The organism is Haemophilus sp. C1, assembly GCF_001276515.1.
Lineage (GTDB): Bacteria > Pseudomonadota > Gammaproteobacteria > Enterobacterales > Pasteurellaceae > Haemophilus.
On record NZ_LDVZ01000009.1, the window covers coordinates 38,882 to 63,455 of the forward strand.

A 24,574-nucleotide genomic window follows, 5' to 3' on the forward strand; every position below is an offset into this window, starting at 1 on the left:
CATTTTGGATTTTGTATGCAGGTCATATCCTAAAGTTGCCCATCTGCATACTTCGCCTTTTACAACAAATTAAGGATTCAGATGTACTCCAACGATAAAGCAACCTCCAATAATCTACCCAGTATCAGCTTCATCCTGCCCGTATATAATGTTGCACCCTATATCCCTCGCGCGCTCGAAAGCATATTGCTTCAAACGGTTCGCAAAGAAATTATTCTGATAGATGACGGTTCGACAGATGGCAGTGCGGAAATCCTGGCGAAATATATGCACCAATATCCCTTTATTACCGTTGTCAGCAGCCAAAACAGGGGGGTGGCGGCGGCACGCAATGCCGGATTAAAACTTGCAACGGGGGATTTCATCATGTTCTTAGACCCCGATGACGAACTTTACCCCATAGATTTCGGTTTGTGGGCAAGACTTGCTCAAGATAACGGACTTCAAGCGATTAAAGGCGTATATCTCCGTCCTCCTTATGAAGAGGGGAAAAATATGTTGAGGTGTAAGCCCGTTTTTCAATTTAAAGAACAGCACAATGGGAAAATCTCATCTATGCAGGGGATATTGATGCAGAGTCTGCCTCATCACTGGCCTCTACACAATATGTGCTTTATGATTGACCGTCGCCACCTTGTCGCTACGGGTGTTACCTATCGCAACGGTATGCGTTTTGGGGAAGATATGGTTTTCATTTCTGAATTTCTGATTGCAGGCGGAAAAATCTTGGAGGTTGACATTCCCTTTTTTATTTATCACCGCAGAAAAGGAAGTCTGACAACTGCCCTACCCGACCACAGGCTGACCGATTACCTTCACAATCTGCTTACCTATCTCGTACCGCTGATGGAAAGGCAGACCGATTCAAGATACGCAGAAACTGTCCGTCAAATCCTACTGATTGAATTTGATAAAATTGGCAGAATTGTCAAAAATTTCCCCGAACTGAAAAAAGAATATGACTGCCTCTTTACGCAACTGCCGGATAAAAAATATCTCTGACCATATGGGGGCAAATGCCGTCTGAATGCCTGAGAAGCCGTTTCAGACGGCATTGTTTTATTTGGTAAGCAACTGTCTGCGTTGTATAATTGCCCGCTTTAAAATCGATAACAAACATACAGGAACCGCCATGACAGAATCCATCACCCGCGACAGTATGCAATACGATGTCGTGATTGTCGGCGCAGGCCCGTCGGGTTTATCCGCCGCCATCTACGATGACCGCCAAAATAGCTTTCATCAAGCTCAATTTTACCATCAAAAACCTCATCAGCTTCAAGGGCTAAGTGAGAGCTAATGACTTCACGAATTTTTCGGTAAAACAAAATCGCTGAATTGGCTTGGATACCGAGTAAATCAGCCGCTGTTCGGGGTGTCACTTCTAATACAAAAAATTCAAGGAACTTATTTTGTATAGATTTCTTTAATTTACAATGAGTTATCTTCATTTTTATAGACTAGCACTCTTGCTAATCTACGTTAGCCCCTTAAATTATCCGGAAACTATTGCTTATATTGCGAGCCATTTACAAGAGGTTGCAAGAGACGGGATGAGAGTGGCTGAAGTGATGTAGCATGGCTCAACACTTTTAACCGTTGATGATGTAATCAGGTTGTACCGTGCGAGTGTTAGGGCATAGGGCAGAGCAAATTCAGAAACTGTTTGAGAAAATTGGTGAGCAGTTAAAAGCTGCGTAAGATTGATAGATAACTTATTTTCCCCTAAAAAAACTAATCCGAAAAATGAAAATATGTCTTGAGAGCATTTCTTGAAAATGTGATCTTGGTCAAGTTTTTTCTCCTTAAAATTTCTATAATGGCGTCAAATTAACTAACCAGAAAAGGTGATTCAAATGACTCAATTTAGAAAAGAAGTAGATTTACTCGGCGAACGTGATGTACCAGCAGATGCGTACTGGGGTATTCATACATTAAGAGCGGTAGAAAATTTCAATATTTCTAACGTAACCATTTCTGACGTACCAGAGTTTGTACGTGGCATGGTGATGGTGAAAAAAGCAACTGCTTTAGCAAATGGTGAATTAGGTGCAATTCCAAGTGATATTGCAAAAGCGATAGTGGCAGCTTGTGATGAAATTCTTACCACTGGAAAATGCTTAGATCAATTCCCATCAGACGTATATCAAGGTGGTGCAGGTACTTCTGTCAATATGAATACCAATGAAGTAGTTGCTAACCTTGCGCTTGAAAAAATTGGTCATAAAAAAGGCGAATATAACGTGATTAACCCTATGGACCACGTTAACGCAAGCCAATCAACCAATGATGCGTATCCTACTGGTTTCCGTATTGCAGTGTATAACAGCATCTTAAAATTAATTGATAAAATTCAATATTTACACGACGGTTTTGATAATAAATCAAAAGAGTTTGCGAATATCTTAAAAATGGGTCGTACTCAATTACAAGATGCGGTGCCAATGACTGTAGGCCAAGAATTCAAAGCTTTCGCCGTATTACTTGAAGAAGAAGTGCGTAACTTAAAACGTACAGCAGATTTACTCCTTGAAGTAAACCTTGGTGCGACTGCAATCGGTACTGGTTTAAATACGCCTCAAGGCTATACGGAATTAGTTGTAAAACACCTTGCTGAAGTAACAGGATTAGCTTGCGTACCGGCAGAAAACTTAATTGAAGCAACATCTGACTGCGGCGCTTATGTCATGGTTCACGGTGCATTAAAACGTACTGCTGTAAAACTTTCTAAAGTATGTAATGACTTACGTTTACTTTCTTCTGGTCCACGTGCTGGTATGAAAGAAATTAACTTACCTGAATTACAAGCGGGCTCTTCTATCATGCCAGCAAAAGTAAACCCTGTTGTTCCAGAAGTGGTGAACCAAGTATGCTTTAAAGTAATTGGTAACGATACCACTGTGACTTTCGCATCTGAAGCAGGTCAATTACAATTAAACGTAATGGAACCCGTGATTGGTCAAGCAATGTTTGAATCTATCGATATCTTAACCAATGCTTGTGTGAACTTACGCGATAAATGTGTGGATGGTATCACTGTAAACAAAGAAATTTGTGAAAACTATGTGTTTAATTCAATCGGTATCGTGACTTATTTGAATCCATTTATCGGTCACCACAACGGCGACTTAGTGGGTAAAATCTGTGCGCAAACAGGTAAAGGCGTACGTGAAGTTGTGTTAGAAAAAGGTTTATTAACAGAAGAACAATTAGATGACATTCTTTCTGTAGAAAACTTAATGAACCCAACTTACAAAGCGAAATTAAATAAATAAGTCTGAATGATTTATTCAGTCCTCGAATAGAAATAACCGCACTTTGATTACTCAAAAGTGCGGTTATTTTTTATATTGAATGATGGATTAAAGTCTTGCTGAAAGCATGGTTTCCAATTTTTCTTGGTCAACAGCAAATTTACGAATACCCTCTGCTAATTTTTCAACAGCCATAGCATCGCTATTATGTTGCCAGTAGAACTCAGCTTCTGTTAATGGTTGTGGTTTCGCTTTTACTTCGCCTTTGTATTCTAGTTTGCGTACAAGTGCGGTTGAATTTTCTTGTAATTCTTTCAGTAATGCCGGTGCAATGGTTAAACGATCGCAACCTGCAAGTTCAGTAATCTCGCCTACATTACGGAAGCTCGCGCCCATCACAACGGTATTATAGCCATATTCTTTGTAGTAATTATAGATTTTGGTAACAGAAATAACGCCTGGGTCTTCTGCAGGTGCATATTCTTTTTTGTCTGAATTTGCTTTATACCAGTCTAAAATACGACCTACAAATGGAGAAATTAAGTAAACGCCTGCTTCTGCACAAGCACGAGCTTGAGCTTCAGAGAATAATAAGGTTAAGTTACAGTTAATGCCTTCTTTTTCAAGGATTTCTGCAGCTCGGATACCTTGCCATGTTGAAGCAATTTTAATCAAAATACGATCATTTGAAATGCCTGCTGCATTATAAAGTGCGATTAATTTACGCGCTTTTTCAACAGTTGCTTGTGTGTTGTAAGAAAGACGCGCATCCACTTCAGTAGAAATACGTCCCGGAACGATTTTTAAAATTTCTAAACCAATGTTTACCGCTAATTTATCTTCTGCATCAATAAGTTGCTGTGCTTTATCATTGCTTTGAGCTTTTGCATATGCTACCGCTTCATCAATTAATGGCGCATATTGTGGAAGTGCAGATGCGCTTAGAATTAATGATGGGTTAGTAGTCGCATCTTGTGGTTGATATTTTTTAATCGCGTCGATATCGCCGGTGTCTGCGACCACAACGGTCATTTGACGAAGTGAATCTAATTGAGTTGTCATTTGTATCTCCTATTCGAGTGAAATGGAATGAATAATGTGGGTTACGATAGCACAAATTTAATTTTAAAAGGAAAAATTTTTCGATAGAAAAAATAGGCGCAGGCGTTGAACTGCGCCATTGTTTTAAAGCTTGAGGGTGTCTTTTATGGTGAGGGTTATTTCATCTAACATGGCATAGCGTTTACGATACATGGAACGTTTTTTACTTGGAATATCATCCAGATTTCTATCCATTTCTAAAGGCAATTCCCAGTAATCTTTTAATTCTCCTCCCGATTCACCAAAAATTGTATCATAGTCCACAGTGTATTGTTTGCTTTGAATGAAGCGAGATTTATTTTGGTATTTTTGTGGAATACCAAGCAATTTATCGTAGCCTAGAATTTTTGTGAGCGATTTCATGGTTTCAACCATTAAATAGGCGGGGCGCAAACCGTGGCAAGATTTGGTTAGTTGTTTTACCATTTCTTTTGAACCTTCAAAATTTGGCCCTTGCACAACAGCAATAAGCAACGCATCGCCCAATTTGGCAAAGGTAAGCAAATAGACTAATTCATTTCTTGGTTTATGCCATAGCTCCAAGACCCAATATCCTTCCATTGGTTGATGGGTTGTCATGCTTAATGTCATTTCAAAATCAGGAATGACCTCACCAAAACTTAATGGTTTTTCCCATAACGGCGTAGAAAGTGCGGTAAGTTTTTTGGGTAAAAATAAAAGGTTATCACAAACAGCATCAAAACGTTGTGATGCATTGAAACGTTTATCCAGAAAACGACAAGCAACGGGATAACTATAATCCAAATGCGTATTAAAAATATTGACGAGAAAAGGATGTTGATTGATAAATTGTTCAAAGCGACGAATTGAACTACGATTTAAAAAGCTACGTAAGTTATAACGCCAATGTTTTGGCGCATCAAAACGCCCTGGTCGATATGGATAAATATCCTTAGATTGAGGCCATTGGTAAGTTGTTTTTGTTGTCATCTGGGTTGCCATGAATTGGTTATAATCTTGGCGCAAATTTTGACATAATTTCAGGAAATTTTCCATTTATGCTATTCTAAGCGCAATTTTAAAAGGAATCCTTATGTCTAAAATTAAACTTAATTACCATAAAACTCATTTTTTAACGAGTGCACCAAATATTCGTTCTATTCCTGAAGATACTGGCATTGAAATTGCGTTTGCGGGTCGTTCAAATGCGGGAAAATCGACCGCACTTAATGCATTAACCAATCAAAAAAATTTAGCGCGCACCTCAAAAACACCGGGGCGCACGCAATTAATCAACTTATTTGAAGTGGAACCAAATTGTAAATTGGTGGATTTACCAGGTTATGGTTATGCTGCCGTACCAGAGCAAATGAAAATCCAATGGCAAAAATCATTAGGTGAATATTTGCAAAAACGAGAATGTTTGGCTGGATTGGTTGTGCTAATGGATATTCGCCACCCTCTTAAAGATCTTGACCAACAAATGATTGAATGGGCGGTTTCTGCAGATTTACCAGTACTTTTATTGCTTACTAAAGCCGATAAATTGAGCCAAAGCGCACGTAGTAAACAAGTGAAAATGGTGCGCGAAGCGATTCTTCCATTCCAAGGTGATATTCAAGTAGAAGCCTTTTCTGCACAAAATAAAATTGGTATTGATAAACTTGCAGCGAAGTTAGATTTTTGGTTTTCGCCACTTTTTGCGGAATAAAATGTAAATTTTGCGATCTAGATCGTAAGAAAAGCACATGATGAATGATTTCATTATGTGCTTTTTTTATAGTGCAAAAACTATCTTCATTTTTACCGCACTTTAAGGATTATCATGTCCCTTGCTATTGTTTACAGCCGTGCTTCTATGGGGGTGCAAGCGCCACTTGTCACTATTGAAGTGCATTTAAGCAACGGAAAACCAGGATTTACACTTGTTGGTTTGCCCGAAAAAACGGTGAAAGAGGCACAAGATCGGGTGCGTAGTGCGTTAATGAATGCACAATTTAAATACCCAGCCAAACGTATTACTGTGAATCTCGCACCTGCAGATTTACCGAAAGAAGGTGGACGATTTGATTTGCCTATTGCCATCGGGATTTTGGCCGCATCAGATCAGCTTGATGCGAGCCGCTTAAGGCAATTTGAATTTGTGGCTGAGCTTGCGCTTACGGGCCAATTGCGTGGTGTACACGGTGTGATTCCCGCTATTCTTGCAGCGCAAAAGTCAAAGCGAGAGTTAATTATCGCAAAGCAAAATGCCAATGAAGCCTCGCTCGTGTCTGATCAAAATACTTATTTTGCACAAACGCTTTTAGATGTAGTGCAATTTCTCAATGGCCAGGAAAAATTACCACTTGCCACTGAAATTGTGAAAGAAAGTGCGGTAAATTTTTCGGGCAAAAATACGTTAGATTTAACGGATATTATTGGACAACAACATGCCAAACGAGCATTGACCATTGCCGCAGCAGGGCAGCATAATTTGCTCTTTCTTGGTCCGCCAGGTACAGGGAAAACCATGTTAGCTAGCCGCTTGACAGGGCTTTTACCTGAAATGACCGATCTAGAAGCGATTGAAACGGCATCTGTAACGAGTTTAGTACAAAATGAGCTAAATTTTCATAATTGGAAACAACGTCCTTTTCGAGCCCCGCACCATAGTGCATCAATGCCGGCTTTAGTTGGAGGCGGAACGATCCCAAAACCTGGTGAAATATCCTTAGCAACAAATGGCGTACTTTTTCTTGATGAACTTCCAGAGTTTGAACGAAAAGTATTGGATGCACTACGTCAGCCTTTGGAAAGTGGTGAGATTATTATTTCTCGTGCTAATGCAAAAATTCAATTCCCGGCTCGTTTTCAATTAGTGGCAGCGATGAATCCAAGTCCGACAGGCCATTATACAGGAACACATAACCGAACTTCACCCCAGCAAATTATGCGTTATTTGAATCGACTTTCAGGGCCCTTTTTAGATCGTTTTGACTTGTCTATTGAAGTGCCTTTATTGCCACAAGGCAGCTTACAAAATACGGGCGAACGTGGCGAAACCAGCGAGCAAGTTCGTGAAAAAGTGTTAAAAGTGCGTGAGATTCAAATGGAAAGAGCGGGAAAAATTAACGCTTATTTGAATAGTAAAGAGATTGAACGTGATTGCAAGTTAAGTGATAAAGATGCCTTTTTCCTTGAAAATGCACTGAATAAGCTTGGGCTTTCTGTTCGGGCTTACCATCGTATTTTAAAGGTATCTCGAACCATTGCCGATCTGCAAGGAGAGCAACAAATTTCTCAACCGCACTTGGCTGAGGCCTTGGGCTATCGAGCAATGGATCGTTTGTTGCAGAAATTGTCGAATATGTAAAAACGCGTGGTCAGGATACCACGCGTAAAAGGATTAGTAAGTGCTTTGAGTGTCTTGCGTACCGCTAATAATTGCAATGCCCGCACTTGCACCAATGCGAGTTGCACCTGCTTTAATCATTGCAAGTGCCGTTTCAGTATCACGCACGCCACCTGATGCTTTAACAGCAATATTGCCGACTGTTTGTTTCATCAATGCAACATCTTCTACGGTCGCCCCGCCTTTATTGAAGCCTGTTGATGTTTTAACAAAAGCCACACCGATTTCTTTACAAATTTCGCAGGCTTTCACTATTTCATCTTTAGTGAGCAAACAAGTTTCTAAAATCACTTTTAATGGCGTGCCATTACAAGCATTAAATACAGCTTGAATATCTTGTTTTACTGCATCCCATTTTTGCGATTTTATCCAACCTACATTAATCACCATATCAATCTCATTTGCACCCGCTTTAATAGATTCTTGCGTTTCAAATGCTTTAACTGAGGTTAAATTGGCACCCAAAGGGAAGCCAACTACGGTACAAATTTTTACATTTGAGCCAGCAAGTTTTTCTTTAGCAAGTGGAATATAACCAGAATTGATACATACAGAATAAAATCCGTGTTCAATCGCTTCGTTACAGAGTGTCAAAATATCTTGTTCATTTTTTTCTGCAGTCAGTGCAGTGTGATCGATATATTGAGCAAGTTGATTCGGTGTCATTATTTTCCTCCTTTATTTATGTTTTACCTATTGTAGCAAAAATCCCTTGTTTTTGACTGTGCTTTTATGCTTGATTACAATCACCTCAACGAGATAAGGAATAAAGAAAATGAAGATTAAAAAACTACTTAAGAATGGATTATCCCTCTTTTTAACTTTTATTGTGATGAGTAGCATACTGGATTTTGTTCGTCGCCCTGTAGTGCCAGAGGAAATAAATAAAATCACGTTACAAGATCTTCAAGGGAATACGTTCTCTCTTGAAAGTCTTGATCAAAATAAAGCGACGCTGCTTTATTTTTGGGGAACTTGGTGTGGTTATTGTCGCTATACTTCGCCAGCAATTAATTCTTTAGCAAAAGAAGGGTATCAAGTTGTATCGGTGGCGTTACGCTCAGGCAATGAGGCGGAAGTAAATAATTATTTAAGTAAAAATGACTACCACTTCACCACAGTGAATGATCCGAAAGGCGAGCTTGCCCAACAATGGCAAATTAATGTGACACCCACAATTGTGCTGTTGAGTAAAGGCAAAATGGATCTTGTTACAACAGGCCTCACGAGTTATTGGGGATTAAAAGTGCGGTTGTTTTTCGCAGAGTTTTTTGGCTAAGCGATAGAAAATCTATTACAATACGCAAACTTATTTTAAAGAGGACAGAATTATGATTATCGTAACAGGCGGCGCTGGTTTTATTGGCAGTAATATTGTCAAAGCATTAAATGATTTAGGGCGCAAAGATATTTTAGTGGTGGATAACTTAAAAGATGGCACGAAATTTGCAAATTTAGTTGATTTAGACATCGCAGATTATTGTGATAAAGAAGATTTCATTGCTTCTATTATCGCGGGCGATGAATTTGGCGATATTGATGCGGTATTCCATGAAGGGGCATGTTCTGCGACTACGGAATGGGATGGCAAATACATTATGCACAATAACTATGAATATTCTAAGGAGTTATTGCACTATTGCCTTGATCGCGAAATTCCTTTTTTCTATGCCTCAAGTGCGGCAACTTATGGAGACACCAAAGTATTCCGTGAAGAACGTGAATTTGAAGGCCCATTAAATGTGTATGGCTATTCTAAATTCTTGTTCGACCAATATGTACGTAATATTTTGCCAGAAGCAAAATCGCCAGTATGTGGTTTCCGTTATTTCAATGTTTACGGGCCGCGTGAAAATCATAAAGGTTCTATGGCGAGCGTGGCATTCCACTTGAATAACCAAATCTTAAAAGGCGAAAATCCAAAATTATTTGCAGGTAGCGAACACTTCCGCCGTGATTTTGTTTATGTGGGCGATGTGGCTGCAGTGAATATTTGGTGCTGGCAAAATGGTATTTCAGGTATTTATAACCTTGGTACAGGAAATGCAGAAAGTTTCCGTGCGGTGGCTGATGCGGTAGTGAAATTCCACGGTAAAGGCAAGATTGAAACCATTCCATTCCCAGAGCATTTGAAATCTCGTTATCAAGAATATACGCAAGCAGATTTAACTAAACTTCGTTCAACAGGCTACGATAAACCATTCAAAACAGTCGCGGAAGGTGTGGCTGAATATATGGCGTGGTTGAATAGAAAATAAATTATTAATGTAGTAAATCCCCTATAGCTTATCGGTATAGGGGATTTTATTTAATATAATTGTGATAAATGTGTTAAATAACGCTCATAAGCACTTTGATAATTTTTCACCTGTGATAAGTTGGGATAAGCTTTTGAGTTTTCATCTAAGTGAATGAAGGTTTCGCATAAAAATTCCAGTTCTCCTTCTCCATTTGCCCACATAGCTTGAATTGCTCCTCCTAATGCAGCAGCTTCTTCTTCCTGCAAACATACCACTTCAGAATTCATTACATCAGCAATCATTTGCCGCCAAAATGAGCTTTTTGCGCCACCTCCAATTAGGCGAATTTGTGAGGTTTTGAGACCAGCTTGACGAAATAAATCTAAACCATAGCGAAGCGTAAAAGTGGCACTTTCCATCATTGCTCGACAAAGATTTTCTCGTGTGAAATTACTTGAATCTAATCCTAAAATGCTCGCTTTTGTATTGGGTAAAGGAGGAACTCTTTCACCATTAAAGAATGGCAAAATAGTGATGCCATTTGCGCCGATAGGTGCTTGTTGAGCAAGTTTATTTAATTCTTCAATATCAATATTGAGCAAATTCATTAGCTGTTTATTTGAGGAGGTTATATTCATTACACAAACCAGTGGTAACCAGCCATTATTACTTGAACAAAAATTTGCGATCATTGGTGGTAAATTAAGTAATGGCTTTTGCGTATAAGCATACAAGGTACCAGAAGTACCGAGACTCATCGTAGCAATCCCTTCTCGAATATTTCCTGTACCAATTGCTCCCATCATATTATCGCCACCACCTGTGGAGACGATGACATTCTCATTAAAACCAAATAAAGTCGCAATTTCAGGTTTAATCACACCGATTTTTTGTTCGGCAGAAAGTAATTTAGGTAACACTTCATCCATATTTAATTCTGGCGCAAGATATTTGAAGACTTCTCTTTTCCATTCTCTTTTCACAACATCGAAATAACCACTACCGGAAGCATCACCAAATTCAGTGCAGAATTTTCCTGTTAGCCAATAATTTAGATAATCGTGTGGCAGCATAATTTTGCGAATATTGGCAAATTTATCAGGATAATTTTGACGAAACCAACTCAGTTTTGAAGCCGTGTAACCAGTTTGGCAAATGATACCTAATTTTTCAAATGCGGCCGTTTGTCCGCCTAATTTTTCGATCAGTATATCATTTTCCGTAGCGGTTTCTGTATCACACCAAAGCTTAGCCTTATATAGAGGACGATCGTTTTTATCTAACATTACCAGTCCATGTTGTTGTCCTGAAATGCCTATTCCCTTCACTAAATTAGGTGAAAAGTGCGGTGAATTTTTTGCTTGTTTCAATGCAATTTGTAATGCTTGTTGTAATGCATCAATCCACCAATTTGGTTGTTGTTCACGTCTTCCATTGGATTGTGTAATTAATTCATGTTTTGCGTAACCAACTCCAATCACTTTTTTTTGGACAGAATCAAGCACTATCGCCTTTGTTCCTTGTGTGCCACAATCAATTCCTATATACATAATGTCTCCTAAAATAAAAAAGTGCGGTGAAATACAACCGCACTTTTGCTTCATTTTTAGCTATAAATAACTTGGTTTACCAAATTTTCCAAATATTCTTGCTGACCTGAAACTGGTTTTGGCGCTAAATCTTTTTGTTGGACTAGTTGCGCAAGTGTTTCAAGTGAAGTTTTGCCTTGCAAAATATGTTGGCCAAGTTCACTATTCCAACCTGCATAGCGTTCATTAACAATTTTTTGTAAGGTTTCCTCTTGTAACATTTTTGCTGCACGTTTTAAGGATAATGCCAATACATCAATTGCACCGATATGAGCGTAAAATAAATCATAAGGATCAATACTTTGTCGGCGAATTTTCGCATCAAAATTAAAACCTCCAGTAGTAAAACCACCATGTTTTAAAATTTCATATATAACTAGCGTGTTTTCTTCAACACTATTTGGGAATTGGTCGGTATCCCAGCCTAATTGTGGATCGCCACGATTAGCATCAATTGAGCCAAAAATATCTAATGCACAAGCTGTTGCAATTTCATGTTGAAAGGTATGGCCAGCAAGCGTCGCGTGGTTAGCTTCAATATTAACTTTAATTTCTTTTTCTAAACCAAATTGTTTTAGGAAACCATACACTGTTGCCACATCATAATCATATTGATGTTTAGTTGGTTCTTGCGGTTTTGGCTCAATTAATAATGTACCTTTAAACCCAATTTTATGCTTATGTTCTACCACCATTTGCATAAAACGACCAATTTGTTCACGTTCACGTTTCAAATCGGTATTCAATAAAGTTTCATATCCCTCACGTCCACCCCATAATACGTAATTTTCTCCACCTAAACGTTGAGTGGCATTCATCGCATTAAACACTTGTGTTGCAGCCCAAGCAAAAACCTCAGGATTAGGATTAGTTGCTGCACCAGACATATAACGAGGATTAGTAAAACAATTTGCAGTTCCCCATAAGAGTTTTATACCCGTTTCTACTTGCTTGCGTTCTAAAATATCAACAATATGATGAAAATTTTGTACATATTCCCGCACTGAATTACCTTCAGGTGCAATATCGACGTCATGAAAACAATAATAAGGCACGCCTAACTTATTCAAAAACTCAAAAGCAATATCGGCTTTTTGTTCTGCGCCAGCAAGCAAATTTGGATTTTTCTGCCAACTTCGTTCCAAAGAACCTAGCCCAAACATATCATTCCCATTCCAGCAAAAGGTATGCCAATAACACACAGCTAAGCGTAAATGTTCAGCCATAGTTTTACCTAAAATTACTTGATTAGCATCATAATGTTTGAAAGCAAAAGGATTTGTGGATTTTTCTCCCTCAAAGGAGATTTTTTCAATTTTATCGAAATAGGTTGTCATAACATTTTCCTCTCTAGATGATGAAATTTTTCGTATTTTTGTGAAAAACTAGCTTTTCATCAATTATGTTATTTAATTTTTCTATGTTGATTATTTGCAACTGTGGAGTGGATCACAGTTGTGAAAAAACGTAATAATGGAGAAAGATTTTATAATTGAAAGCCTTTTTTAAAGTGTGAAAACTAACAACTGGAGCAATAACTAGTCCTTCACTTAACTATTGAGGTATCAATATGAAAATCAAATCAGCTTTACTTACCCTTGTTGGAGCATTAACTGTATTTAGTAGTTCTGCCCATTCCAAAGATCTTAAAATTGGTTTATCCATTGATGATTTACGTTTAGAAAGATGGCAAAAAGATCGAGATATTTTCGTAAACAAAGCAGAATCAATAGGTGCAAAAGTATTTGTCCAATCTGCGAATGGTGATGATTCAGCACAAATTTCTCAAATCGAAAATATGATCAATAAAAATATTGATGTATTAGTAATTATTCCTCATAACGGTGAAGTATTAAGTAACGTTATTTCTGAGGCTAAAAAGGAAGGAATAAAAGTATTAGCGTATGACCGTTTAATCAATAATGCAGATTTAGATTTTTATGTTTCCTTTGATAATGAAAAAGTGGGTGAACTACAAGCTAAAAGTATTGTGGCTGTAAAACCAGAAGGTAATTATTTTTTAATGGGGGGATCTCCTGTAGATAATAATGCAAAATTATTTAGAAAAGGGCAAATGAAAGTATTAGATCCTTTAATTGCCAGTGGGAAAATTAAGGTTGTAGGAGATCAATGGGTTGATTCTTGGTTAGCTGAAAAAGCGTTACAAATTATGGAAAACGCATTAACAGCTAATAAAAATAATGTGGATGCTGTTGTTGCATCTAACGATGCTACTGCTGGAGGTGCGATTCAAGCCCTTAGCGCACAAGGCTTATCTGGTAAAGTCGCAATTTCTGGGCAAGATGCAGATTTAGCTGCAATTAAACGTATTGTCAATGGCTCGCAAACTATGACTGTTTATAAACCAATTACGAAACTTGCAGATAAAGCAGCAGAAATTGCGGTTGAATTAGGTAAGAATGAAAAAGTAGAAGCTAATGCAGAACTGAATAATGGCTTAAAAAATGTTCCTGCGTATTTACTTGATCCTATCGCTGTTGATAAACGTAATATTAATGAAACTGTAATTAAAGATGGTTTTCATACTAAGGAAAGTATTTATCACTAACTTTAAGAGGGAAGAGAAAACTCTTCCCTTACCTCTTAGGGAGTTACGATATGGCATTGTTGGAAATGAAACATATCACAAAAAAATTTGGTGATGTGACCGCACTTCATAATATATCTATTGAATTAGAAGCAGGGGAAATTTTATCTTTATGTGGTGAAAATGGATCTGGAAAATCTACATTAATGAAAATACTTTGCGGTATTTATCCTTGTGGAGATTACAGCGGTGATATTTACTTTTCTGAAAGTGAACTAAAAGCAAGGAATATTAGAGATACTGAAGAAAAAGGCATTTCAATTATTCATCAAGAACTTACTCTCGTAAAGAATATGTCTGTATTGGAGAATATTTTTTTGGGTAACGAAATAACTCATAAAGGTTTGACAGCAGATAATGAAATGTACTTACGTTGCAAAAATTTATTACAGCAGGTGCAATTAGATGTCGATCCCAATACACGAGTAGTAGAATTAGGTTTAGGGCAACAGCAATTAGTTGAAATAGCTAAGGCTTTGAATAAACAAGTAAGACTTCTTATCTTAGATGAACCAACGGCTTCACTTACCGAAAAAGAAACGGAAATTTTGTTAAATCTTATTAAGGATCTTAAAGCACACAATATCGCTTGTATCTATATTTCCCATAAACTCAATGAAGTTAAAGCGATCTCTGACAAAATTTGCGTCATTCGTGATGGTGAACATGTTGGTACGAAAGACGCTTCAACAATGACAGAAGATGACATTATCACCATGATGGTAGGTCGGGAAATTACCTCACTTTATCCACATGAACCTCATGAAATCAAAGATGAAATTTTACGAGTAGAAAATCTTTCTGCTTGGCATCCAATCAATACACATATTAAGCGTGTTGATAACGTAAGTTTTAGTCTTCATGAGGGGGAAATTTTAGGTGTTGCAGGTTTAGTTGGTTCAGGTCGTACAGACATGGTGCAATGCTTATTTGGGTCTTATGAAGGTAAGTTTGAAGGAAATATTTTTATCAATCAAAAACAAGTAAATATCAAAAATTGTGCCCAAGCGATTGAACATAAAATTGTGATGGTTCCTGAAGATCGGAAGAAACACGGCATTGTTTCTATTATGGGAGTTGGCAAAAACATTACGCTTTCTTCTTTGAAATCTTATTGTTTCGGAAAAATGGTAGTTAATGAAGCAAAAGAAGAGCAAATAATTGGCTCAGCCATCAAACGACTAAAGGTGAAAACTTTTTCACCAGATTTACCAATAGGACGACTTAGTGGCGGTAATCAACAGAAAGCGATCCTAGCAAAATGTTTATTGTTAAATCCTAAAATACTGATTTTAGATGAACCAACAAGAGGAATTGATGTTGGTGCGAAATATGAAATTTATAAGTTAATTAACCAATTAGCACAAGAAGGGATTGCTATTATTGTCATTTCATCAGAACTACCAGAAGTTTTAGGCATTAGTGATAGAGTTCTTGTTATGCACCAAGGTAAACTTAAAGCTAGTCTTATCAATACTGCTCTTACTCAAGAACAAGTTATGGAAACAGCACTTAAGGAGTAATCTATGTTTAAGTTAAAATCCGTAAATTTACAAGTTTACATTATGTTAATAGCTATTGCAGTCATTATGGCATTCTTTAGTGTTGCTACTGATGGCGCTTATTTAAGTGCAAGAAATATTTCTAACTTGTTACGCCAAACTTCAATTACTGGCATTCTTGCAATTGGAATGGTTTTTGTCATTATTTCTGCTGAAATTGACTTATCTGTTGGTTCACTTATGGGCCTACTGGGCGGATTTGCAGCTATTGCCGATGTTTGGTGGGGCTTCCCATTACCTGTAACTATTATTGCAACAATTGCTCTTGGTTTAATTTTTGGTATTTGGAATGGTTGGTGGGTGGCTTATCGCAAAGTGCCATCCTTCATTGTTACACTTGCAGGTTATCTCGCATTCCGTGGAATTTTGATTGGTTTGACTAATGGCACAACTGTATCTCCTATTAGTGGAACTATGACAGTTATTGGGCAAGGTTATTTATCAGATATTGCAGGGTTTATCTTAGGTGGTATTGCAGTTATTGGATTTGTTCTTTGGGGAAATTATCAACGTAGAAGTCGCCAGCAGCTTCAGCTGGAAGTGTCTGCATTATCAAAAGATTTTACGAAATATGCTTTGTTTGCAGTAATTGTATTAGGAGCAATTTATTTACTTAATGATTATCGTGGCATTCCATTTCCTGTTTTAGTACTGGCAGTTCTTGCAATCTTAGGGTTATTCCTCTCTCGTAAAACTTCATTCGGCCGCCACGTTTATGCGATTGGTGGCAATATTGATGCGGCAAAATTATCTGGTATCAATGTAGAAAAAACAAAACTGATTATCTTTGCAATGAATGGTGTGTTAGTTGCAATAGCAGGGTTGATTTTAAGTGCTCGTTTAGGTGCAGGCTCACCATCGGCAGGGCAAAATGCAGAACTAGATGCGATTGCAGCTTGTGTCATTGGAGGGGCAAGCTTAGCTGGTGGTGTAGGAAGTGTGTTTGGGGTCGTTATTGGCGCACTTATCATCGCATCGCTTGATAATGGTATGAGTATGCTTGATGTGCCAACTTTTTGGCAATATATTGTCAAAGGTGGCATTTTGTTACTTGCTGTATGGATAGATACTAGTAATAAGAAAAAGATGTAATTATTAATTTTAAACCGTCATTTATAAAATGGCGGTTTTTTAATTTTATAGAAATGGTTACCTAACATACTGCTTTCTAGATGATGAAGTTTTTCATCTTTTTATGAAAAAATAAGTTCTTATCCGTTACATTATTTAATTTTTTATAGTGATTATTTACAATTGTGGACTAGATCACAGTTGTGAAAAAACGTAATAGATAAAGTAGTTTTAGTAATTTTAATTTTTTTCTTCTTTGACTAAAGTAAATTTGTCTTATACATCAGGAGGAATAATGAATAATCTTTATAATTTTGATGTGATTATTGATCGCCTAAATACATTTAGTGCTAAATGGAATGTAGATAATGATATTATTCCAATGTCTGTTGCGGATATGGATATTCCAGCACCTCAAGTAATGATAGATGAATTAGAAAAATTTAATCGTTTAGGAATTTATGGTTATACTGAATTACCAGCCGATTATTACAAGATAATCAGTGATTATATTTTCGAACAATATCATTATTCTGTTCTATCTGAAAAAATTGTATTTTGCCCAAGAATAATACAAGCTGTATCTATTTATATACGAGCGTTTACAAAAGAAACTGATGGAATATGCATTCTATCACCTTCATATAGTCCAATATTAAACACGATAAAATTAAATGACAGAAAATTATATAAATGTCCTTTAGTTTATGAGAATAGAAAGTATCATATTGATTTTAATTTATTAGAGGAATGTTTTGAACATTCTAAAATATTTGTTTTAATTTCTCCTCATAATCCAACTGGAACGATTTGGAACAAAGAAGTCCTTATTAAAATTATAAACTTAGCTAAAAAACATAATGTATTTATCATTTCCGATGATGTCCACGCAGACTTTACACTAACAAATGACTCCCACTATCTAATATCATCATTAGATGAATGGGTAGCAAATCACTCAATGATCTGTTTATCCCCAGCAAAAACTTTTAATATTCCTGGATTGGAAATAGCTAACCTAATTATTGAGAATAAAGAAATTCGAGAAAAATTTATAAAAGAAATGATGGCATTAGGTATACATAATCCAAATTATTTCTCTATACCAGCTATTATTTCGTTATATAAATATTGTACTGACTGGGTAATCTATCTAAAAGAATACATAAAGAATAATAAGAAGATAGTAAAAGAATTTTTCAATGAGTATATTCCATTATTAGATATTACTGAAAGTGATGGAACTTATTTACTTTGGATAAACTATAAAAAGCTAAGTATAAATGAAAATGAATTAGCTTATTGGATTAATAATTTATCAAGAGTAAAAGTATCTTTGGGGAGTGAATTTGGCAAAGAGGGAGACGGTTTCTTTCGTATGAATGTCGCTATGCCTAGAGAAAAATTATTAGAAGCATTGAATCGAATCAAAAATGGGTTTTGTTTATTAAACAATAGGGAGATTTAATATGAAAACCACTCATCGCACAAGAATGCCAACAACATTAGAAGCTTTTTCACCAATCATAGTGATGCTATTACTATTAGGGCTTGGGTATGCTTTATTTGATTTGCCAGCAGAGCCATTAATGATTATTTCAACGGTATTTGCTGGTTTTTTAGTTATTAAATTAGGTCATTGCTATTTAGATATTTTAGACGCCATTTCAGAAAAAATAGCTAAAACAATGCCTGCGCTATTAATTTTAATTACTGTAGGATTATTAATTGGAACTTGGATTAGTGGAGGAACAATTCCTATGATGATCTACTACGGACTAAAAGCGATATCACCAGAATATCTTTATGTGACAGCCTTATTCCTTACTGCTATTGTTTCCATTTGTACTGGAACCTCTTGGGGGTCAGCAGGGACTGTTGGTGTGGCATTTATGGGAGTTGCGATTGGATTAGACGCCAATTTGGCTGCTACGGCAGGTGCTGTGGTCGCTGGTGCGTATTTTGGAGATAAATTATCGCCATTATCTGATACAACCAATATTGCATCTGCAGCTGCTGGCGTAGATTTATATGAGCATATCGCTCACTTACTTTATACAACATTACCATCCTTTATTCTTTCGGCTACTGTCTATGTGGTATATGGTTTAAACTACGATTTTTCTAATGTGGCGACTCCAGAAAAAGTAAATACAATGATTCATGAGTTAGAGCAAGTTTATCATTTTAACTTTCTATTACTTATTCCAGTCGCTATTGTATTATGGGGATCTATTACTAAGAAACCGACTATTCCAGTGATGTTATTATCAGCATTTATCGCAATTATTAATGCTATCTTAATTCAAAAATTCTCTCTATCTGATGTGATTAATAGCGCAGTTAATGGATTTGATACCTCAATGATTCACCATACTTCAGTTAGCTCTGATTTAAGTCGTTTGTTGAATCGTGGTGGAATGAACTCAATGATGGGAACACTATTAATTTGTTTCTGTGCATTGTCATTTGCAGGTGTATTACAATTGAGCGGTGCATTAACCGTGATTATTCAAAAATTACTCACCTTTGTTCATTCAACTCTTTCTTTGATTATTACGACGATTCTTTGCGGTCTAACAATGATTGGGGTTACTTGTAATGGGCAAATTTCTATTCTAATTCCAGGAGAAATGCTTAAAGATGCGTATGTAGAAAAAGGATTACATCCAAAAAATCTAAGTCGAACAGCAGAAGACTCCGCAACAATTATTGAACCTATTTTGCCATGGACTGCCGCAGGTGCATATATGGCAGGCACATTAGGTGTTGCAACATTGTCTTATTTACCTTGGGCAATTTTATGTTGGAGCGGTATTATCTTTGCTATTATTTATGGTGCAAGTGGAATAGGTATTGCGAAGCTAAAAAAATAAATGTGGTATTGGATATAAAAATGGCCAGTTATTCTGGCTATTTTTATCTTGAAGCTAAATATCTTTTCTATTATAACTTAAATAGCAATTTCCCATAGATAAGGATATAAAATGACGGAACAATACTACAAAATTGCCCTCTTATTTAATGCAAACAAAGTATATGATCGGCAGGTAGTGGAGGGTATTGGACAATATATTCAGGCATCGCAATGTATGTGGGATATTTTTGTAGAAGATGAATTTATCTATCATACTGATACCATTAATCAACTTTCTATTGATGGCATTATTGCAGACTTTGATGATCCAAAAACTGTTGAATTATTGCAACACACTCTTATTCCTACTATAGCAGTTGGTGGATCTTATAGACAAGCTGATTTTTATCCGCACTTTCCTTATGTAGCAACAGATAATATGGCATTGGTTGAAATGGCTTTATCTCATTTACAGGAGAAAGGACTGTCACAGTTTGCATTTTATGGTTTGCAAGTAAATACTCATAAGCATTGGTCTATAGAACGAAGAGATGCTTTTGTAGAGTTGATGGAGAAAAATCATTACCCTATTTACCTATATGAGGGTGTGCAGGTTCATGCTCAAAATTGGTTGGAAGAGCAACAAAAGCTAATTGTCTGGTTAAAATCTCTTCCTTCTCATACTGGTATTATTGCTGTTACGGATGCGCGTGCTCGTCATTTATTGCAGGCTTGTGAATACAGTAAAATTGCTGTACCTGAAGAGCTTTGTGTGGTTGGTATTGATAATGAAGAATTGATCCAATATTTATCGCGTGTGTCCCTTTCCTCCGTAGAACAAGGCACGAGAGAGATTGGTTATCAAGCTGCGAAATTATTACACAAATTACTCAATGGTCAAAAAGTTTCACATACCCCTATTTTAATTCCACCGATTACCGTTCACTCTCGAAATTCTACAGATTATCGATCATTAACAGATCCGCTTGTCATTCAAGCAATGCATTATATTCGTCATCGTGCCTGTCATCGAATTAAAGTAGAACAAGTTTTAGATCATCTTGAAACCTCACGTTCTAATCTTGAACAACGTTTTAAGAATGAAATGAATAAAACAATTCACCAAGTCATCCACGAAGAAAAAATTTCCCGAGCAAAGAATTTATTACAACAAACAGATATTTCTATTCAAGAAATTGCTGAGATTTGCGGCTATCCATCAATTCAATATTTTTATTCTGTGTTTAAGAAAGAATTTGAAATGACTCCTAAAGAGTTTCGACTAAATTGTTAAAGGAGCATATTTTTATTCAACTCTGTGCCATAATAACAAGTATTTTTGACCGCACTTTTATCTGAAAGACAGGAAATGAATATTCTAATTATTGGCCCTTCTTGGGTTGGCGATATGATGATGTCGCATAGCTTGTACCAGCAACTGAAAATTCAATATCCAAACTGCAATATTGATGTGATGGCACCGAATTGGTGTAAGCCTTTGCTTGCGCGTATGCCAGAGGTGCGTAAGGCGATTGAAATGCCATTAGGGCACGGGGCCTTTGAATTGGGAACTCGTTATCGTTTAGGAAAGTCTTTGCGTGAACAATATGATATGGCGATTGTTTTGCCTAATTCATTGAAATCTGCGTTTATTCCTTTCTTTGCAAAAATTGTTCATCGTCGTGGTTGGAAAGGCGAAAGCCGTTATATTTTATTGAATGATTTACGAGCCAATAAAAAAGATTATCCAATGATGGTGCAGCGTTATGTTGCATTGGCTTTTGAAAAAGATGCTGTACCAAAAGCTGATGATATTCCTGTCTTGAAACCCTATTTGACGGTTGAGCCAGCACAACAAGCTGAAACCTTAAAAAAATTTGAAAAACAAACCGCACTTTTAGGCGAACGTCCAATTATTGGTTTTTGTCCTGGTGCAGAATTTGGCCCAGCAAAACGTTGGCCGCATTATCATTATGCTAAATTGGCAGAAATGCTCATTGAAAAAGGCTATGCGATAGAATTATTTGGTTCACCAAAAGATGTGGAAGCAGGAGAGCAAATTCGCAATGCGTTGCCAGCAGAACAGCAACCATTCTGTTTGAATTTGGCCGGACAAACTAATTTGAATCAAGCCGTGGATTTAATCGCTAATTGCACAGCAGTGGTAAGCAATGACAGCGGCTTAATGCATATTGCCGCTGCGACAGATCGTCCATTGGTTGCACTTTATGGTCCAACGAGCCCAACTTATACACCACCATTATCAGATAAAGCCGTGATTATTCGTTTAATTGAAGGCGATTTAATTAAGATGCGTAAAAGTACAGATAGCTCGGAAGGGTATCATCAAAGTTTGATTGATATTAAACCTGAAAAAGTGGCAGAAAAACTGACCGCACTTTTAGATGTTTAAGAAAGAGAGAATATAAAATGGAAATAACCTATCAACCCGTATTAGATAAAAATGAAGCTAAAGCAGCCCGTAAAATTAGTCGTGATATTTATAAACATAATAAATTTCGCAAGATGATGAGTATTGGCGATTTCTTATTATATTTATTCTTCTTGCTGCCAAGTATTTTTCTTGCTTTTGAACTGATGGATTGGGGAGAGTATTTGTATGATTGCTATGAAAATATCTTAGCCAATTATGCAGGACATATATTATTGCTCATCTCAGTATGTTGTTTTTTCTATGCAGTTTTGCTACGACCTTATTTAAATACCAAAGCTTTTCAAAGCCAAGTATATGGGGAAGTTAATAAGAAAAAAAGAACCATACGAATTCAAGAAGATGGTTTATATTATGAAATAGCTCTCTGCCAAACTTTATATAATTATCGGTACATTCATCATATTGAAAATCATTATGGTTACTTAATGATTCGAGTTGATACGGGCTTGTTTTTCTTAATTCCTCATTCAGCTTTTCAAGATGATGCTCATCGAGAAGCATTTGAAGCCGCTTTACGAGAAAAAATAAAAGCTTACCAAGCAGAGCCTTTAAGTAAATAGAAAAGGCCTAACAGGATATGTTAATGATATGAACCCTCTACGCATACATTTACAATTAATTGGAATGGTGATTTTATGGGGAGCCTCTTGGCCTTGGGGACGAGTGGTTGCCCAAGCTATGCCGACATTTATTGCCTCAAGCATGCGCTTTTTTTTCGCCATTATTCCACTCATTATTTGGCTATATGCGGCGAATCGTTTCAAATATGCTAAACAACTGCGACCTAATCAATGGGTGGGGTTATTGTTAACGGCTTTGCTTGGGATCTTTGGTTATTCGACTTTCTTTATTTGGGGTTTGAAATATGTTCCAGCAGGGCAAGGAACGATGGTCGTTGCCTCTAATCCCGTCTTTACGATGTTTTTTGCTATTTTATTATTTAAAGAAAAATGGAATCGCTGGGTTGTATTAGGGATGATTATTGCCATTAGCGGTTCTTTATTAGCCATGACAAAAGGGAATCCAACTAACCTCTTACAAAATTTTGGATTCGGTCAAATATTATTGCTTTGTGCTTTAGTTTGCTGGGTTGCTTATACTTTATTGGCTCGTAAAGTATTAATCGGAATTGATTCTCTCACCGCTACCACGATTTCTTCTACTTTTGGTTTTTTCATGCTGACGTTGGCAGCATTATGGACGGAAAGTGCAGAAGATTGGGCAACCGTATTTCAATTAAATGGATCGCAATGGTTTAGTTTACTTGGTCTTGCATTTGGTGCAACGGTATTGGCTTATGCATGGTATTTTGATGGCGTGAAACACTTAGGGGCGGGCAATGCCTCGGCCTATATTATTCTTGTGCCGATTTTAGGCATTTTATTTTCAGCCGTTTGGTTGAATGAACAAGTGGATTTCTCCTTAATTATTGGAGGCATTTTAGCCGTATCTGGGCTTGGAATTATGCATTGGGGAAGAAGGTTAATTAAATGAAAGTATGTGTGATTAAGACTTCCTCTATGGGGGATGTTATCCACACTTTGCCCAGCTTGAATGATGCACAAAGGGCGATTCCTAGTTTAAGTATTGATTGGGTGGTAGAAGAAAACTTTGCAGAAATTCCACGTTGGCATTCCGCCGTAAATCGCGTGATTCCTATTGCTTTGCGCCGTTGGCGTAAATCGCCTTTTTCTATTCAAACAAGAAATGAGTGGAAATCTTACCGCACTTTGTTGCAGGCTGAAAACTATGATGCGGTAATTGATGCGCAAGGGCTCATTAAAAGTGCTTTATTTGCAACTCGTTTCGCTCAAGGTATGAAACATGGCTATGATCGTCAAAGTATCCGAGAGCCGTTAGCGTCTTTTTTCTACGATAAAAAATATGCCATTTCTTATCAACAGCATGCGGTGGAACGAATTCGTCAGCTTTTTGCTCAAAGTTTAGGTTATGAATTACCTCAAGTTCAGGGCGATTATGGTATTGCTCGCCATTTTCTTCATCAAACTTCAGAAAAAAACTACGTGGTATTCATTCTACAACTCGGGTAGATAAGCATTGGGAAGAATCAGAATGGCAAAAATTGATTGAAAAAATTACCGCACTTTCTGATTGCAAAATTCATTTGCCGTGGGGGAATGAACAAGAAAAAGCGAGAGCAGAGCGTTTGGCTCAAGCTCATTATAATGTGATCGTGTTGCCAAAATTAACTTTAACGGAGCTTGCAAAACAGCTTGCAAATGCAAAAGTCGTCGTGTCGGTGGATACAGGCTTGGCGCATTTAACTGCCGCTTTGGATAAGCCCAATATTACGCTTTATGGCGCAACAGATCCTAAATTGATTGGCTGTTATGGTAAAAATCAGCATTATTTATTTGCCAGTTCAATGAAAGAGATTTCAGCCGAAAAAGTGCTATCACAATTGCTTCCTTTTATTTCATAAAAAATGCTCGCACTTGGCGAGCATTTTTATCTTTTATAT

At 37.0% G+C, this 24,574-nt stretch carries 20 protein-coding genes and 4 pseudogenes; 18 read left to right on the forward strand and 6 right to left on the reverse strand.

Annotated elements, in window-relative coordinates:
- Positions 1–81 precede the first annotated feature (81 nt).
- A complete protein-coding gene (locus ABW51_RS05085) occupies positions 82–1,002 on the forward strand; it encodes a glycosyltransferase family 2 protein (RefSeq protein WP_053465824.1) in 921 nt (306 codons plus the stop codon).
- Between the two features lie 203 nt (positions 1,003–1,205).
- Here ABW51_RS05085 and ABW51_RS09810 read toward each other — a convergent pair.
- A pseudogene (locus ABW51_RS09810) lies at positions 1,206–1,451 on the reverse strand (IS1595 family transposase); the annotation flags it as partial.
- A 39-nt stretch (positions 1,452–1,490) separates the two neighbouring features.
- Here ABW51_RS09810 and ABW51_RS10345 point away from each other — a divergent pair.
- From ABW51_RS10345 to aspA, 3 genes and pseudogenes are all read left to right on the forward strand, one after another.
- Positions 1,491–1,574, forward strand: a pseudogene (locus ABW51_RS10345) (urease subunit gamma); the annotation flags it as partial.
- A 40-nt stretch (positions 1,575–1,614) separates the two neighbouring features.
- A pseudogene (locus tag ABW51_RS10555) lies at positions 1,615–1,701 on the forward strand (urease accessory protein UreD); the annotation flags it as partial.
- A gap of 155 nt (positions 1,702–1,856) precedes the next feature.
- Positions 1,857–3,275, forward strand: coding sequence for an aspartate ammonia-lyase (gene aspA / locus ABW51_RS05090; RefSeq protein ID WP_053465825.1), 1,419 nt, complete (start codon positions 1,857–1,859; stop codon positions 3,273–3,275).
- Positions 3,276–3,362: 87 nt separating this feature from the next.
- Here aspA and tal read toward each other — a convergent pair whose 3' ends face one another.
- Entirely contained in the window at positions 3,363–4,316 is a 954-nt protein-coding gene (gene tal, locus ABW51_RS05095) for a transaldolase (protein ID WP_053465826.1), read from the reverse strand.
- Between the two features lie 123 nt (positions 4,317–4,439).
- Positions 4,440–5,306, reverse strand: a complete 867-nt coding sequence (locus ABW51_RS05100) for a VirK/YbjX family protein (RefSeq protein WP_053465845.1) — start codon at positions 5,304–5,306, stop codon at positions 4,440–4,442.
- Positions 5,307–5,409: 103 nt separating this feature from the next.
- Here ABW51_RS05100 and yihA point away from each other — a divergent pair, with 103 nt between their 5' ends.
- Together yihA and ABW51_RS05110 are read left to right on the forward strand one after the other, a co-directional pair.
- Positions 5,410–6,027, forward strand: a complete 618-nt coding sequence (gene yihA / locus ABW51_RS05105) for a ribosome biogenesis GTP-binding protein YihA/YsxC (RefSeq protein ID WP_053465827.1) — start codon at positions 5,410–5,412, stop codon at positions 6,025–6,027.
- Between the two features lie 114 nt (positions 6,028–6,141).
- Positions 6,142–7,671, forward strand: coding sequence for a YifB family Mg chelatase-like AAA ATPase (locus tag ABW51_RS05110; protein ID WP_053465828.1), 1,530 nt, complete (start codon positions 6,142–6,144; stop codon positions 7,669–7,671).
- Positions 7,672–7,704: 33 nt separating this feature from the next.
- On the opposite strand, the gene deoC is transcribed toward ABW51_RS05110, so the two are convergent.
- Complete coding sequence (gene deoC, locus ABW51_RS05115) at positions 7,705–8,376, reverse strand: deoxyribose-phosphate aldolase (protein WP_053465829.1); 672 nt, start codon at positions 8,374–8,376, stop codon at positions 7,705–7,707.
- A 109-nt stretch (positions 8,377–8,485) separates the two neighbouring features.
- Here deoC and ABW51_RS05120 point away from each other — a divergent pair, with 109 nt between their 5' ends.
- Together ABW51_RS05120 and rfaD are read left to right on the forward strand one after the other, a co-directional pair.
- Positions 8,486–8,989 carry a protein disulfide oxidoreductase gene (locus tag ABW51_RS05120; protein WP_053465830.1) on the forward strand — a complete coding sequence of 168 codons (504 nt, stop codon included), beginning with the start codon at positions 8,486–8,488 and terminating at the stop codon, positions 8,987–8,989.
- Between the two features lie 52 nt (positions 8,990–9,041).
- Positions 9,042–9,968, forward strand: coding sequence for an ADP-glyceromanno-heptose 6-epimerase (gene rfaD, locus ABW51_RS05125; protein WP_053465831.1), 927 nt, complete (start codon positions 9,042–9,044; stop codon positions 9,966–9,968).
- 50 nt (positions 9,969–10,018) lie between these two features.
- Here the strand turns inward: rfaD and xylB are convergent, their stop codons facing one another.
- Both xylB and xylA read right to left on the reverse strand, forming a co-directional pair.
- Positions 10,019–11,500 (reverse strand): xylulokinase, encoded by a 1,482-nt coding sequence (xylB, locus tag ABW51_RS05130; RefSeq protein ID WP_053465832.1) that lies wholly within the window; start codon positions 11,498–11,500, stop codon positions 10,019–10,021.
- A gap of 56 nt (positions 11,501–11,556) precedes the next feature.
- Complete coding sequence (xylA, locus tag ABW51_RS05135) at positions 11,557–12,876, reverse strand: xylose isomerase (RefSeq protein ID WP_053465833.1); 1,320 nt, start codon at positions 12,874–12,876, stop codon at positions 11,557–11,559.
- Between the two features lie 233 nt (positions 12,877–13,109).
- On the opposite strand from xylA, the gene xylF reads away from it, so the two are divergent.
- The 10 genes and pseudogenes from xylF (at position 13,110) to rfaC (ending at position 24,535) form a co-directional block, all read left to right on the forward strand.
- A complete protein-coding gene (gene xylF / locus ABW51_RS05140; RefSeq protein ID WP_053465834.1) occupies positions 13,110–14,108 on the forward strand; it encodes a D-xylose ABC transporter substrate-binding protein in 999 nt (332 codons plus the stop codon).
- Between the two features lie 50 nt (positions 14,109–14,158).
- Entirely contained in the window at positions 14,159–15,670 is a 1,512-nt protein-coding gene (gene xylG / locus ABW51_RS05145) for a D-xylose ABC transporter ATP-binding protein (protein ID WP_053465835.1), read from the forward strand.
- Positions 15,671–15,673: 3 nt separating this feature from the next.
- Positions 15,674–16,801 carry a sugar ABC transporter permease gene (locus ABW51_RS05150; protein WP_053465836.1) on the forward strand — a complete coding sequence of 376 codons (1,128 nt, stop codon included), beginning with the start codon at positions 15,674–15,676 and terminating at the stop codon, positions 16,799–16,801.
- Positions 16,802–17,075: 274 nt separating this feature from the next.
- Positions 17,076–18,248, forward strand: a complete 1,173-nt coding sequence (locus ABW51_RS05155) for a MalY/PatB family protein (protein ID WP_053465837.1) — start codon at positions 17,076–17,078, stop codon at positions 18,246–18,248.
- A gap of 1 nt (position 18,249) precedes the next feature.
- Complete coding sequence (gene nhaC, locus ABW51_RS05160; protein WP_012054497.1) at positions 18,250–19,656, forward strand: Na+/H+ antiporter NhaC; 1,407 nt, start codon at positions 18,250–18,252, stop codon at positions 19,654–19,656.
- A gap of 111 nt (positions 19,657–19,767) precedes the next feature.
- Positions 19,768–20,931 carry a XylR family transcriptional regulator gene (locus ABW51_RS05165; protein ID WP_053465838.1) on the forward strand — a complete coding sequence of 388 codons (1,164 nt, stop codon included), beginning with the start codon at positions 19,768–19,770 and terminating at the stop codon, positions 20,929–20,931.
- A gap of 75 nt (positions 20,932–21,006) precedes the next feature.
- Entirely contained in the window at positions 21,007–22,050 is a 1,044-nt protein-coding gene (waaF, locus tag ABW51_RS05170) for a lipopolysaccharide heptosyltransferase II (RefSeq protein WP_053465839.1), read from the forward strand.
- A gap of 17 nt (positions 22,051–22,067) precedes the next feature.
- Positions 22,068–22,652, forward strand: a complete 585-nt coding sequence (locus ABW51_RS05175) for a YcxB family protein (protein WP_053465840.1) — start codon at positions 22,068–22,070, stop codon at positions 22,650–22,652.
- A 28-nt stretch (positions 22,653–22,680) separates the two neighbouring features.
- Positions 22,681–23,586 carry a DMT family transporter gene (locus tag ABW51_RS05180; protein WP_053465841.1) on the forward strand — a complete coding sequence of 302 codons (906 nt, stop codon included), beginning with the start codon at positions 22,681–22,683 and terminating at the stop codon, positions 23,584–23,586.
- A 26-nt stretch (positions 23,587–23,612) separates the two neighbouring features.
- Positions 23,613–24,535 (forward strand): annotated as a pseudogene (gene rfaC, locus ABW51_RS05185) (lipopolysaccharide heptosyltransferase RfaC).
- Positions 24,536–24,574: the final 39 nt, after the last annotated feature.